Consider the following 14,074-nt stretch of genomic DNA (forward strand, 5'->3'; position numbering starts at 1 on the left):
GATTTCATTTGACAGTAGAGATGAGTTTGGTAAAATTTACATAGGTTATATCAATAGGAGGTTAGCAATGGATATCGCCATTGAGTTAATTGAAAGTATGTTGGTTAAATTTAGATCGGAAAAGAAATGGACGCTCCAAGCAATCGAGCAATGTACCCAAGAGGATATTACATGGTCCCCAACCGTGGAAAGTAACAGTATTGCAAATTTGGTTGCTCATATTAGCGGAGCAGTACACTCACGAATTGAAACCATTCTTTTAGATATTCCTGATACAAGAGATAGAGAGAGGGAGTTTGAAAGAGGTCTAGAAATGACAAAAGAACAAGCTATAACCATGACCAGGGATGCTTTTGATGTTATTATCCAATATCTTGAACGGCTCCAATCTAACCCGGAGTTATTGATGTCACAACCCTTTCTTAATTTGCCACCACTTACATATAGCCAAGTAAATAACGAGACCACTGCTCTTAATCTCATGATAGCGATGGTGAGAGAAGTCCATTATCATACAGGCCAAATCATCTATGCAGCAAAAATAAGAAAGGGACAGCTTGTATGGCAATAATAGTTTAACTAGAGGAACGCTGCATACACTAACAAAGGACTGCCAAGAGGCAGTCCTTTGTTCACTCTAACTAGAATCCCCTCACACTGCTAGGGGTTACTTTTTTATGCTTTTTGAAGGTGCGGCTGAAATAGTAGATATCGCTGAAGCCAGTAGTGGTAGCGATTTCAGAAATCGTTAGCTGGGTATGGCGGAGCAAATAATCTGCACGGTCTAAACGGACAGCATTTACATATTCCGATATCGTATGCCCAGTTAGTTCCTTAAAGAGACGGCTGAAATGGAAGCGGCTTAGCCCCGTTAGCGCCGCAAGTTCGTCAACTTGAATCGGTTCTTGGTAATGGGTATCGATATATCGCAAAACAGGTGCGAAGCGTTCAACGGTCTGAATACGCCTCTCTTGCTCAGCTTGTGAGAGTACGGTGACGATATGTCTGCGCAACAACAGCGTTAACAGGCGGTATAGCTCGGACTTGACGGCCAGCTCGTAACCAAATTCGCGACGTTCCAGTTCCCGAATAATCGCCAAAGCACAGTCAGTAATATGCTGATCCCCCCGGATATGGTTACGTAACAGCAGCTGGTTCCGCTGAATCGGGGAGATGAACTTGGTTTCGGCAGCGTCGCTTACCGCACTATGCAGCAAAGAAGTATCTGCAATAATCGCATAATACAATAAATCAGAAGAAGCGCTTACCCCATAATGCAGCTCGTTGCTGTTCACAGCAACTAAATCGCCAGCCCGAACGTTGATCGGTGTTCGTCCGCACTCAAAAACAGCCTCACCACTCTCAATAAATATAAACTCAAGATGCTCATGCCAATGATGGGGGAACAACATAACTCCTTCTTGGTGGAAACGCTGGGTATGTACTTTAATCGGAAACTCGGGATCCGGCATGTCCATGGGTTCCTGTAGATGTTTATCATAGTCCAACATTTATAGACTGCACCTCCTATAGCACAATTGTACAAATGAAACCGCAAGGCTCTGCATGGTGTTTAGGGTTGAAATCATTATAATACGAATCATAACCTATGCAAAATAAAGGAGCGAGTGTTAATGGATAAGATCAAAATTGGCGTAATAGGTACGGGCTCTATCTCCGGCATGCACTTAAGTGCTTATCGGAATAATCCGCAGACAACCATATATGCGGTATGTGATCTGAATGAAGAACGTGCACGCGAAGTTGCTACAGAATATAACGTCGAGAAGGTATACACGGATTATCGTGAATTACTGGCCAATTCCGAAATAGATGCAGTCAGCATCTGCACATGGAACAACTCTCATGCCGAGATCAGCATCGCGGCGCTTGAGGCAGGCAAGCATGTGCTTGTGGAAAAGCCGCTTTGCCGTACGGTTGAAGAAGCGCTTCAGGTACAGCAAGCAGTGGAAAAGAGCGGCAAGATTTTGCAAGTAGGCTTTGTACGACGTTATGACTCCAATGCCCAGCTCCTTCAGACGTTGGTGGAACAAGGAGAATTCGGCGAAATCTATTATGCAAAAGCAACGACGTTCCGGAGACTAGGCAATCCCGGCGGCTGGTTCAGTGATATTGAACGCTCCGGCGGCGGACCGCTGATCGATATTGGTGTCCATGTGATTGATCTATGCTGGTATTTGATGGGCCGTCCGAATCCAGTATCGGTAAGTGCTAATACCTACCGGAAGCTCGGCAATCGTTCTAATATTAAGAATCTCTCATTCTATAAAGCCGCCGATTACGACGCAGCGAACAATACGGTGGAAGATTTAGCGAATGCACTGATTCGCTTTGAGAATGGAGCTTCGCTAATGGTCGATGTCAGCTTTACACTGCATGCCAAAGAAGACGAGCGTTCGGTACGCCTGTATGGTGACAAGGGTGGTTTTGAAATTGATCCTGAGATAGTCATTGTTAAAGAACAGGCGGATACGATCGTCAATACCTATCCGCAGACCGATAATAAGGGGTTTGAGTTCAACAGTGCATTCCAGAATGAAATTAATCATTTTGCGAGCAACATCAGTACCGGCTCTACACCAATTAGTCCTGTGCAAGACGGCGTTACAATCATGAAGATACTCGGCGCGATCTATGAATCCGCAGCCAAAGGTGAAGAGGTGAAACTATGAAGTTAGGAATCAGCACTTACAGTTTGCATTCGGCTTTTTCAACGGGTGAGCTCACGCTTGAAGGAGTCATTGAGACGATCGCCGATCTGGGCGCAGAACATGCGGAGATTGTACCTTTGGGTATCAATTTGGTTGAAAATCCTGAGCTAATAGATCAGATTGTACGAACAGCAGCGGGTCGTGGACTAGAGTTATCCAATTATGCTATCGGGGCGAACTTTGCCGGGCTGGAGACAGCGGAAATGCAGCGGGAAGTCGAGCGGGTAAAGCGGGAAGTAGACGTGTGCGCGGCATTAGGCATTCAGCGGATGCGGCATGATGTAGCCTCCTCAAACGATCTATCCATCACGCATTTTTTGGAAGAGCTTCCACGTTTGGCTGAAGCCTGCCGAGAAATTGCCGATTATGCCGCAGGTTTAGGCATTACGACCAGTGTGGAGAATCATGGATACTTTATTCAGCACAGCGATCGTGTACAGGCGCTGGTTCATGCGGTGGGTAGAGACAACTTCCGTACAACACTCGACATTGGGAACTTCCTGTGCGCAGATGAGAACCCGCTAATAGCTGTACCTAACAACATCAAGCTTGCTTCAATGGTGCATTTCAAAGATTTCTATATTCGTCCGCAAGACCGCCAGCCTGGCGAAGGTTGGTTCCAATCCTCCGGTGGGAACTGGTTGAGAGGTGCCATCGTTGGTCAAGGAGACATCGATATGCCGAGTGTAATTCGAATCGTTAAGGAAAGCGGTTACGATGGATATATCTCTGTAGAATTTGAGGGAATGGAAGAGTGCCGTAAGGGAACAAGACTGGGGCTGGAATACATCAAGCGGGTTTGGAACCAAATCTAATTCATTATACTGGAGGATTATGCCATGGTTAAACCAATGATCACTAATAAAATCGGTGTTATCGTAGACAGCTTTCAGGTTGGAGTGAAAGAGGGATTGCGCAAGGCAAAAGAAGCTGGGGCAGATGGAGTTCAGATTTATGCGGTACAAGGCGAATTTGATCCCGCTACTCTCTCTCAGTCAGCACGCCGTGAATGGAAGGATTACATTGCATCGCTGGGTTTAGAAATCTCTGCCCTCGTTGGAGATTTAGGCGGACATGGCTTTCAGGACCCTGCCCAGAACCGTGCCAAAATTGAAAAGTCCAAGCGCATTATGGAGCTGGCCAAGGAGCTAGGTACAGATATCGTAACTACACATATCGGTATTGTTCCTTCTAACCCTGCCAGTAAAATCTATGAAACCATGCACATTGCCTGTGAGGAACTTAGCAGATATGCACATGAGATGAATTCTTATTTTGCGATTGAGACTGGGCCAGAACCCGCTGCACGTCTGAAGACGTTCCTCGACGGTCTGGGTTCCAGAGGGGTTTCCGTTAATTTTGATCCGGCCAATATGGTCATGGTGACTGGTGATGATCCGGTGCAAGGTGTTCATACTCTAAAAGACTACATTGTACACACCCATGCTAAAGATGGTCTCAAGCTTGCCGATATCGATCCACGCGATGTTTACGGTCAATATGGTTATGAAGCACCAGCATTAGACCATGAGAAAATCGCTGAAATGGCCGAGACCGGCTCGGCATTCCGTGAAGTTCCGCTCGGAGCGGGTTCTGTTGATTGGAACAACTATCTGCAAGCACTGAACGACATCGGTTATACAGGATTCCTGACCATAGAACGGGAAGTTGGCACTAATCCGGAGGAAGATATCCGCCAGGCTGTGAATTTTTTAAAGGGGTTTCGGGTCTGAACACGGTAGTGATAAAGAATAAATAGTTCATTCAAACAGTCCCTGTGAAAAAAGATCCTACATCCATTGGGACTGTTTGTGTTATAGATTGTGCGGGAAAGACCTAGGACGGTAATGTTCTGAATTTGGAAAGAAGGTGTGACGATGACAGCAGAACGTTTGCTCCTCCGCCGGGCGAAAGTCCTGAATGGAGCGGAAGTGGACATTGTCATAGCTGATGGCAACGTAGTCCAGATTGTTCCCGGAGGCACCGCCGAAGACCATGGTTTCAAGGTCGTGGAAGCCAATGGGGCGTATGTCTCTAGCGGCTGGATCGACTTGCATGTACATGCGTTTGCAGAATTGAATCCGTATGGAGACGAGATCGATGAAATCGGAATCAAATGTGGCGTGACTACCCTCGTGGACGCAGGTAGCTGCGGAGCGGAGCGTATTGGTGAGCTGGCAGAGGCGGGGAAAAAGTCAGCAACGCAACTGCTTGCTTTTCTTAACATTTCAAAGATTGGCCTGATGCGAATTGACGAGTTGTCCCAATTAGAGTGGATTGATCATGAAAAGGTGCTTCAGGCGGTAGTTGCTTATCCTGAATTTATCGTAGGCTTGAAGGCCAGAATCAGCAAAAGCGTAGTGGGTGACAATGGCATTCAACCGCTTCAACATGCACTGGAGCTTTCGGAAAAGACCGGGCTGCCACTGATGGTACATATAGGCTCCGCACCGCCGGATATCCGTGAGGTTTTACCGCTACTTCAACGCAACGACGTGATAACCCATTATCTAAATGGCAAAAGCAACAATTTGTTCGATAAGGAGAATCTACCGCTCCAGGTGCTGAGAGATGCTATTGAGCGTGGGGTTCACTTGGATGTGGGACATGGTACAGCTAGCTTCTCGTTCGCTGTGGCCGAGGCGGCCAAACAAAACGGTATTGATCCGGATACGATCAGCACAGACATATACAGAGGCAACCGTATGAATGGTCCAGTTTACTCCATGGCGAATCTGTTGAACAAATTCCTTGCACTGGGATATTCCCTAGAAGAAACAATTGCACGGGTGACGAGTAGAGCAGCTCAGTGGCTGGGACGCCCGGAACTTGGGGAGATTCGGATCAACAACAAGGCGAATCTGACCCTTTTTCGTGTGACGGATAAGAAGATTGAGCTGGTAGATTCTGAGGGGGAACGCCGGGTAGCGCAGCAAACCATTCAAGCTATAGGAGTGATCATAGGTGACAAATACATGGAATGCGAAATACGGCCTGAAAAGAGTTATTAATGCAAGCGGCCGGATGAGCATCCTCGGGGTATCGGCACCGACCGATACGGTGATGGAAGCTATGCGTCAAGGCGGACAGAGTTATGTGGAAATCGCCGATTTGGTGGATAAAGCGGGGGATTATGTTGCACGTCATACAAGTTCTGAAGCAGCGGTGATCGTGAACTCGGCTTCCAGTGGAATTGCTTTATCCGTGGCGGCGCTGGTAACCCGCGGTAATATTCGTACAAGTCTGCGGCTCCATCAGGATAGCATTGTTAGAAATGAAATTGTGATGCTAAAAGGTCATAACGTACAATACGGTGCACCAGTGGAAACCATGGTTTATCTCGGCGGTGGTAAAGTAGTGGAAGCAGGTTATGCCAATGAAGGACGGGCGGAGCATTTGGCTGCTGCGATCTCGGATCAGACTGCGGCTATCTTGTATGTCAAATCTCATCATGCCGTCCAGAAGAATATGATCTCTGTAGAGGAAGCTTGGGCTGTGGCCCAAACGCATAACGTGCCGCTTATTGTAGATGCTGCAGCGGAAGAGGATCTGCAGAAATACGTGCAAATATCCGATCTGGTCATTTATAGTGGCTCCAAAGCCATAGAAGGTCCAACATCCGGACTTGTGGCGGGAAAACGTCTTTATATTGAATGGCTGAAAGTGCAGCTTCACGGCATTGGCCGCAGCATGAAGGTTGGTAAGGAAACATCCTTCGGCCTGATGCAAGCGTTGGATGAATATGCTCACAAACAGGATACAAGCGAAAAGGAAAAAGCTACGCTCCAATTGCTGATGCCGCTCGATGGGCTTCCCGGAATTCGGGTAACTATCGTGCAGGATGAAGCAGGCCGGGCGATTTACCGTGGACGCATCCATGTGGACCCGAATCAGTGCGCAATAACAGCACTTGAGCTGTCCCAGCAGCTTCAACAAGGTGAAGTGGCTATTTACACTAGAGACTATGGGGTAAGGCAAGGTTATTTTGATATTGACCCGCGTCCGCTAATGGGTGATGACATAGAAATGATTACAGCGAGGATAAGGGAATTGACAGGAGGGGCAAGCAATGTCTGAAATTAACAAGCGGTTCTATAAAGGTCGGGTGGCCTTAAACGTATTGGCTAAGGATATAGAAAATGCCAAAGAGGTATTTGCTGCTGCCGAAGGTTATGTACTGGTCGGTGTATTGTCCAAAGACTATGCAACGGTAGAAGAAGCTGTGCAGGCGATGGAGGCATATGGGCGGGAAATTGACGGTGCGGTATCAATAGGACTAGGTGCGGGTGATAATCGGCAAGCTGCTGTTGTTGCAGAGATTGTCAAATCCTATGCTGGCAGCCACATTAATCAGGTATTCCCAGCAGTTGGTGCGACCCGTGCCAACCTTGGAGCGAAAGATAGTTGGATTAACAGTATGATCGCACCAACGGGACAACCTGGTTTTGTGAATATCTCCACCGGCCCGGCCAGTGCGGCACAATCTGTACCCGCTGTAATTCCCGTAAATGCAGCCATTGCATTGGTTCGGGATATGGGCGGAAATGCTTTAAAGTATTTTCCGATGCAGGGGCTGAGCCGTAAAGCGGAGCTAATCGCTGTGGCCAAAGCCTGTGCGGAAGAGGGTTTTGCGCTGGAGCCGACCGGCGGTATCGATCTGGACAACTTTGAAGAGATCTTGTCTATTATATTGGAAGCGGGAGTGCCGCAGGTGATTCCCCATGTCTATACATCGATCATCGATCCGCAGAGCGGAGCAACGAGAGTGGCGGACATACAACAGCTGTATCGGACGATGAAAAAGCTGGCAGATCAATATGCCTAAACATATCGCCGCTTTTGGTGAAATAATGATGCGGCTACAGGTACCGGGCTTTGAACTGTTATCTCAGGGTAACCTGCTGAAGTATTCGTTCTCCGGCACCGGAGTCAATATACTGTCCGCATTGTCCCGATACGGACATCGGGGGACTTTGGTGTCCAGACTGCCTGCGAATCCTATTGGTGACGCAGCAACAGCCTATCTTCGGCGACTGGGCATCCAGCCGGAGCATATCCAACGCGGGGGCTCAAGTATAGGGATGTACTTTCTTGAAAACGGATTCGGGGCTCGACCCTCCCGAGTGACTTATTCCGGTCGCCCGGAGAGCAGCTTCAATACTGCTCCTCCGGGTACTTATCCATTCGCAGAGCTGGCAGACCTCGCGGATACTGTTCATTTCTGCGGGATAACACTGGCAATGAACGATGATGTGCGAAAAGCGATGAAAACTTATGCAAAAACGGTTAAGCAACACGGTGGTCTAGTCGTTTTTGACTGCAATTACCGCCCATCGCTCTGGGGGGAGAGCGGCTATGAGCTGGCGCGCTCCCATTACGAAGACATGCTGCATTTGGCCGACATCGTGCTGATGAATGAAAAAGACGCAATGCTAATCCTTGGTATGAAGCCCGAAGGAACTTCAAGAGAAGAACAACTTCAGGAGCTGATTCCCACAGTAGCTTCACGCTACAGTCTAAGTACGGTAGCAGGAACGCATCGGTCCATCCATGATGATAACCACCACTCGTTGCGCGGTTATATCTTCAAAGCCGGTTGCTTCGCTTATTCCGAGACCTTAACCTTTCCGGTGCTTGATAGAGTCGGGGCTGGAGATGCATATGCCAGTGGTATAATTCATGGTGAGCTGGAAGGTTTTGATCCTCAGCATTCTGTAGCCTTTGCGGCCACGGCCGGTATGCTAGCCCACACAGTAGAAGGAGATTCTCCGCTGGCCTCCGAGCAAGAAGTTATTGGTGTACTGACGGGTGCTGTAAGAGATATATTGAGATAAAGAAGAAGCTGCCTTACAGGAGAACAGGCCTGTGCGGTGGCTTTTTTTATCGCTACAAACACTGTACTTTTGTTCAGGCCAAGAATCAGATCCAATGGTTACAGGCTAGATTTGGCTTATTTAGATCTTTTTAAATAGGTGTAAAATCTCATTTTTTGCAACTTTATCCTCTATCTGGCGTCAAAGAAGAGAGAATAAGAAGGGGGAGCCTATATGAAAAAGTTAAATCTACTAGCCCTTTTAGCAGTTATTTCAATGATCTTTGTTGGATGTGTCAATACAGGGAATAAAGATAAAGGGAATCAAACGCTAATCGATCTGAGTTCTGTGGACTCCATGACAATCCATAATGATAGCGGCGGATTAATAACCATAACGGACCAAAAGCTAATAGAACGTTTCAATAAAGCTATACATACTGCTGAGTATGACAACGCGAAGCTTGATATTGCAGCACCTGATTATGAGGCTATTGTTGAATTGAAGAATAAAGAAAACGAAAAATTCTCATTCTGGATTATGGGCAATAATAATGGTCTTTTCACCAAATCAGGAGTAAATGGGCATTACAAGTTATCTGAAACGGATAAGGCTGCTTTGCTTAACTTATTTCAATCAAATGATCAGCATGTAGAATCCGATAATCTAAAGATAGATGAGACCATCAAGCGAATCACATTAGCAAACGCTCTAGCACATGGTTCAGTGAATGCTAACATAAAGGATGAATATACAGATCATGAAACCATAGATATTTTCGTCCGAGCCATCCGTACCGCTGAACAAATACCAGGGAATTTAAATACCGCAACGCCTAACTACGATATCGTTCTAATTTCAGATAATAATAAATATGCCTTTCATTTATGGATTAACGAGACAAGCGAGCAAGGCATGTTAATGAATGTGAACAAAACGGATACAGGCTACACACTTACTAACGAATCAACTGCCGAGTTAAAGAAGATTCTTTTCTCGGAAGCAAAATTTAATGGTTTGGAGTTTAATACAGAACGGAACTCTATTGGAGATCTAGTGGCCAAACCGATTGGCCTATCCGAAAATAACTATCTGTTAAACGGTGGAGAAGTAGTTGAACTGCAAGGGATCACTTATCATACCATTCATCTTTTCTATGGCGACCATAATGCTGTCAACGCTTTGTTAGCCCATGATCCTGCTTCGGATGAGGTAAAGGTGAAATGGAGCGACGAGCTCAACGATTCCAATAATCGATGGAATAATGCTTTTATGAGCAACTATAATATGCTAATCCCGCTGGATGAGGATCATCTATTATTTCTGGAATCGGATGTGACGAAAAAAGCTGGGCAATATCATTTGTCCTCATATAATGTTCTTACAGGAAAGATTGAACGACTTCGGGAAAACTTCTGGCCGCTTTCTGATGATTATGATTACATTTATAAATTTCAATGGAAAGCTGATGAGCAAAAATTGTTTATGCAGAGTTATCTCGGCAATGTATGGATCTTTGATCTGAAAACAGGAAAGGACGATGTTCATCTTCTGAAATATCGCGTAATCCCACATTCGACGACCGGGGCGCCATCCCTGTTCCTCTCACCAACTTTTAAAAGATTTGTACATGATGATGAGAGCGGCGAATTAACCTTTTACGATAATAAAGGAGTTTCTCTTCGTACTGTTCCGTTACCACAAGAGCAATATGTACCTTCTGAGAAAATAAAGTGGAACCCGGCGGGCACGATTGCCTGGATGGATACAGCAGAAGTCAACGAAAACCGAATTCTTGACATCGATATCGATTATCTGAAAATAGCTGCACAAAAAATTAATTTTTATAATCAGGATGGTCTTTCCATCGGCTCCATTAAGACTGAAGGCAACCATGAAGATACAGCTATTGAAGTTGTGGGGTGGATGGACGCTAATGTAGCCGTGATAAAATCCTATACTGTAGAACTTATACACAAGGATAATGTAGGGCTTAATGTTAAGGATGTTTCTTATTATCTCTATGATGTAAAAAAGAAGCAGAAGGGGGCAAGCTTTTCGTCCATCCCTTCCCGTGCTATCGTTACTACAGATCTTCGAATGGGCGATGCCGATAATACGGGGGAAATCACTGTGAGTTTTAAAGAAATCACTTATAAAAAAGAAAAATAAATAAGCCTCGGGAGTTCACCGTAACGATCACACAAGATCATTGGGGAAGCTTTCCGAGGCTTCTTTTTATATTTAAAAGACAAATATTTAAGAATTCTCGAATTCTATATTTGTCCCGCTGTAGAACGGACGGAGGACAGCAGGTCTAGCCGGAAGCCTTGTACTAGAGTGTCACCGTTCATAAGATCGGTCTCATATGCACGATTAAAGCCTAAGCGCTGGTACAGTTTGATGGCTGAAGACATCATTTCCGAGGTGTGCAGGTTCAAGGTGGTGGCACCCAACTGTAGTGATCTCCGTGCAGCATCGCGAATCAGAAGGGTTGCAACGCCAAGACCACGAGCGGATGGAGATACGGCTAGCAGACGTAGGATCGGGGAGTGAATCCCGAGCTCCGGTTTCCCGTAAGCCGTTTCCGAGGAGCTGAACAAGAGTGCGCTACCAACGATTTTCTTGTCGATTTCAGCGATGATCCGTACGAGCGGGGTATCACCATGAACGGAATCAAGAAGCGATTTCCGATACTCCAGCCACAACGGCTCAGGCATGATCTCCGAATATTGGTGGTATGCATCTAACAGCACTTCGGCGATAGCATTACGATCTTTATTCTCAGCTTCACGGATAATGATCTTTTGTGACATGTTTTCGCTATCCCCTTTCAGACAAATGTAATGTTCATTCGAATGAAATTATTATATATGATAATTCCCAGTGGAATAAGAGGTGTTTTATAATTCTGATATAGGAATAGAAAAGTTCTATATGAAATAAACATAACGTTTGATTCAAAATCCGATTGATTTACACGGAATTAATTGTTGACAAAAAATAGGGCGATGACTAAGATATAAACAAAATCTATAGGAAAGCATCGCTATAATTCATTGTTTTTTCATCGGAATAGTAAAATTAATAAAAGCATAGGGGGATTAGGGATGAACATTGAAAATATTGAGGCATTTGTCTACATCAATCATTATGGAAGCTTCAATAAAGCGGCCGAAGTCCTATATATCTCACAGCCGACAGTAACGGCCCGGATTCAATCGCTAGAAAGGGAACTGGATTGCAAAGTGTTTGATCGGTTGGGGAAGCAGATTAACCTGACGGATAAAGGTAAACAGTTTCTACCCTATGCCCAGCAGATTCTCCAGATCTATCAGAACGGTAAATATCAGGTTCAGGCTAAGGGACACATTCCAAATGAACTGAGAATCGGCAGTACGGTCTCGGTTTCCAATTATTTAATGCCCCATCTGATGCTTCATTTAAAGCGCAGATATCCTCATATCACAATCAAGCTTATGACAGCTTCTACGGAAGTATTGACTGAAAAGTTAAAATCGAAAGAGCTTGATTTGGCTTTTATCCGTAAGGTCGTAAATCCGGCAATTCAAACCTTTCCATTCTGCGAGGACCCCATCTCACTGTATGTACATGAGGGACACCGCTTTGCTAAAGCACAGCGGGCTTCACTGGAGGATATCCGCCAGGAGACGTTGGTTTTTTTTGAATGCGGATCTTTGGATTGGATGCGGCTGCATCGTGTATTTGAGAGTATGGAACAGCCACCGAAGATTGAATATCAGGTAGATAACCTGGAGACAGCCAAAAAGCTGGTATTGAAAAAAGCAGGCATCTGTTTCCTTCCCGCCCTCAGTGTGCAAGAGGAAGTGGCGACGGGGTCGCTGATCCGGGTGGATATTGCGGAGACGGAAGGCATCTCCTTGCGAACCAGCCTGATTTCACTGAATGGAGAGAACGCAGAATTCATCGAAACCTTGCTTGAACTGGGGATTGGTAAAGTGGGAGATCGACTAATTGTATAGATGTATTAAAAAACTCTATTAGCGCGTGGACACATGCAGTGATAAAGTTAATTGCATATAATCACGACTATTTCGATAGGGATTATTAAATTAATTTCCGAAAGGCTGGAGGGCATGTGATGAGTGAGGTATTCAGGCTAGCAGAACTGAAGGATGCGGAGCAATTGCTAGATGTTACATATCGTGCCTATCAGCTGATTCGTGAACTCGGGCTGCATTGGCCGGCGGCCACAGCCGACTTGGCGCTTATTGAAGACAATATAGCTACGAATGAGTGTTATGTGCTTGAAGTTGACGGAACGATAGTTGCAACCATAACCCTTTCAAAGGAAGAAGAGATTAAGAAGATTAGCCCACTGCCTTTTATCAAATGGTTTGCTGCTCATCCAGATTACAGTAACAAAGGTTATGGTGGAAAACTTTTGGATTGGGTTGAAGAGAACATTATTGCTGGACAGTTACGTTCGGCTGCAGTCACGCTGGCAACGGCGAAGAAACATCCGTGGTTGGTTCAAATGTATGAACGCCGGGGGTACGAACGGTTTTTAGAACTGGATCAGCAGAACGGTGACGGCATTATGTATCTGATGAAAAAAACACTTACAGACAAACCACAGTTCATTCAAAGGGGATAAAACAATGAAAAAGTCCATTTCACTAGTATTTGCATCGGTATTGACACTGGCGATTGCCGGCTGCGGAAACAACAGTAACAGCGCTAGCAGCAATCAGAATGGAAATGCAGCAGAAGCTGCGGCACCGGCAAAGGATTCGGCAAAGGTAACTAAGATCATTGTGGGCACGGGTACTGCTTTTCCGAAAGTCTGCTTCATAGATGAGAACGGCAAACTCACCGGATTTGATGTGGAACTGCTCAAAGAAATCGATAAGCAGCTGCCAGAATATGAATTCGAATTTCAAACCATGGATTTCAGCAATCTGCTGCTGAGCCTGGAAACCAAAAAAATCGATTTGGTCGCCCATGTCATGGAGAAAAATCCGGAACGGGAGCTGAAGTACTCTTTTAACAAAGAAGCCTATGCCCACTGGAGAAACCGCATTGTAGTGGCAAAGGATAATAATTCAATCCAATCGCTTGATGATCTCAAAGGGAAAAAGGTACTTGTAGGTGCAACGAGTGCACAAGCACAAATACTCGAGAACTACAATAAAGAGAATGACAATGCGATTGATATCGTGTATCAGAATGGTGCAGCGAATGATACCGTCGCACAGATTAGTACTGGGCGTGTGGACGCTACGCTGGCTGCAGATTTTGTCCTGCCGATCATTGATCCGCAGAGTCAGCTAAAAGCTACGGGTGACGAGCTGTCATCCGCGGATATTCTCTATGTTTTCCGTAAGGATGATGCCAATTCACAAAAGCTGTCAGATGCGATTGACAGTGCGATTAAAGAGCTGAAGACAGACGGCACACTAGGCAAGCTTAGTACGGAATGGTTGGGTGCGGATGTTACAGCGGATTCGGTGAAATGATTGAGCCGGTGAGCACGGGAAGGGGGGG

The 14,074-nt window shown here is 45.7% G+C and carries 14 protein-coding genes; 12 read left to right on the forward strand and 2 right to left on the reverse strand.

The features are described 5' to 3' along the window. The first annotated feature begins 67 nt into the window (after window positions 1-67). Window positions 68-571, forward strand: coding sequence for a DUF1572 family protein (locus tag MHI32_RS15100; RefSeq protein ID WP_340012672.1), 504 nt, complete (start codon window positions 68-70; stop codon window positions 569-571). A 70-nt stretch (window positions 572-641) separates the two neighbouring features. Here MHI32_RS15100 and MHI32_RS15105 read toward each other — a convergent pair whose 3' ends face one another. Continuing rightward, a complete protein-coding gene (locus MHI32_RS15105; RefSeq protein WP_340012673.1) occupies window positions 642-1,511 on the reverse strand; it encodes an AraC family transcriptional regulator in 870 nt (289 codons plus the stop codon). 123 nt (window positions 1,512-1,634) lie between these two features. On the opposite strand from MHI32_RS15105, the gene MHI32_RS15110 reads away from it, so the two are divergent. From MHI32_RS15110 to MHI32_RS15145, 8 genes are all read left to right on the forward strand, one after another. Further along, window positions 1,635-2,693: a Gfo/Idh/MocA family oxidoreductase gene (locus MHI32_RS15110; RefSeq protein ID WP_076125574.1), complete on the forward strand. Its 1,059-nt coding sequence runs from the start codon at window positions 1,635-1,637 to the stop codon at window positions 2,691-2,693. Continuing rightward, entirely contained in the window at window positions 2,690-3,547 is an 858-nt protein-coding gene (locus MHI32_RS15115) for a sugar phosphate isomerase/epimerase family protein (RefSeq protein WP_076125572.1), read from the forward strand. The genes MHI32_RS15110 and MHI32_RS15115 overlap by 4 nt, the downstream gene beginning before the upstream one ends. Window positions 3,548-3,571: 24 nt before the next feature. Next, window positions 3,572-4,465 (forward strand): sugar phosphate isomerase/epimerase family protein, encoded by an 894-nt coding sequence (locus tag MHI32_RS15120; protein WP_340012674.1) that lies wholly within the window; start codon window positions 3,572-3,574, stop codon window positions 4,463-4,465. Window positions 4,466-4,609: 144 nt separating this feature from the next. After that, window positions 4,610-5,743: an amidohydrolase/deacetylase family metallohydrolase gene (locus MHI32_RS15125; RefSeq protein ID WP_340012675.1), complete on the forward strand. Its 1,134-nt coding sequence runs from the start codon at window positions 4,610-4,612 to the stop codon at window positions 5,741-5,743. After that, window positions 5,697-6,809, forward strand: coding sequence for a DgaE family pyridoxal phosphate-dependent ammonia lyase (locus tag MHI32_RS15130; protein ID WP_076306468.1), 1,113 nt, complete (start codon window positions 5,697-5,699; stop codon window positions 6,807-6,809). Before MHI32_RS15125 ends, MHI32_RS15130 begins: the two co-directional genes overlap by 47 nt. Then, window positions 6,802-7,557 (forward strand): KDGP aldolase family protein, encoded by a 756-nt coding sequence (locus MHI32_RS15135; protein ID WP_076276547.1) that lies wholly within the window; start codon window positions 6,802-6,804, stop codon window positions 7,555-7,557. The genes MHI32_RS15130 and MHI32_RS15135 overlap by 8 nt, the downstream gene beginning before the upstream one ends. Continuing rightward, window positions 7,550-8,566 (forward strand): sugar kinase, encoded by a 1,017-nt coding sequence (locus MHI32_RS15140; RefSeq protein ID WP_340012676.1) that lies wholly within the window; start codon window positions 7,550-7,552, stop codon window positions 8,564-8,566. The genes MHI32_RS15135 and MHI32_RS15140 overlap by 8 nt, the downstream gene beginning before the upstream one ends. A gap of 213 nt (window positions 8,567-8,779) precedes the next feature. Beyond that, window positions 8,780-10,717 carry a hypothetical protein gene (locus MHI32_RS15145; RefSeq protein ID WP_340012677.1) on the forward strand — a complete coding sequence of 646 codons (1,938 nt, stop codon included), beginning with the start codon at window positions 8,780-8,782 and terminating at the stop codon, window positions 10,715-10,717. Between the two features lie 104 nt (window positions 10,718-10,821). Here MHI32_RS15145 and MHI32_RS15150 read toward each other — a convergent pair whose 3' ends face one another. After that, the gene (locus MHI32_RS15150) at window positions 10,822-11,361 is read right to left on the reverse strand and encodes a GNAT family N-acetyltransferase (RefSeq protein WP_076309428.1); all 540 of its coding nucleotides are present in this window, start codon (window positions 11,359-11,361) and stop codon (window positions 10,822-10,824) included. A gap of 294 nt (window positions 11,362-11,655) precedes the next feature. On the opposite strand from MHI32_RS15150, the gene MHI32_RS15155 reads away from it, so the two are divergent. From MHI32_RS15155 to MHI32_RS15165, 3 genes are all read left to right on the forward strand, one after another. Further along, window positions 11,656-12,549, forward strand: coding sequence for a LysR family transcriptional regulator (locus MHI32_RS15155; protein WP_076309429.1), 894 nt, complete (start codon window positions 11,656-11,658; stop codon window positions 12,547-12,549). 119 nt (window positions 12,550-12,668) lie between these two features. Beyond that, the gene (locus MHI32_RS15160; RefSeq protein WP_076125558.1) at window positions 12,669-13,184 is read left to right on the forward strand and encodes a GNAT family N-acetyltransferase; all 516 of its coding nucleotides are present in this window, start codon (window positions 12,669-12,671) and stop codon (window positions 13,182-13,184) included. 4 nt (window positions 13,185-13,188) lie between these two features. Then, the gene (locus MHI32_RS15165) at window positions 13,189-14,046 is read left to right on the forward strand and encodes a transporter substrate-binding domain-containing protein (protein WP_340012678.1); all 858 of its coding nucleotides are present in this window, start codon (window positions 13,189-13,191) and stop codon (window positions 14,044-14,046) included. Window positions 14,047-14,074 lie beyond the last annotated feature (28 nt).

This window comes from Paenibacillus sp. FSL H7-0690, from assembly GCF_037980415.1.
Taxonomy (GTDB): Bacteria; Bacillota; Bacilli; order Paenibacillales; family Paenibacillaceae; genus Paenibacillus_AQ; species Paenibacillus_AQ odorifer.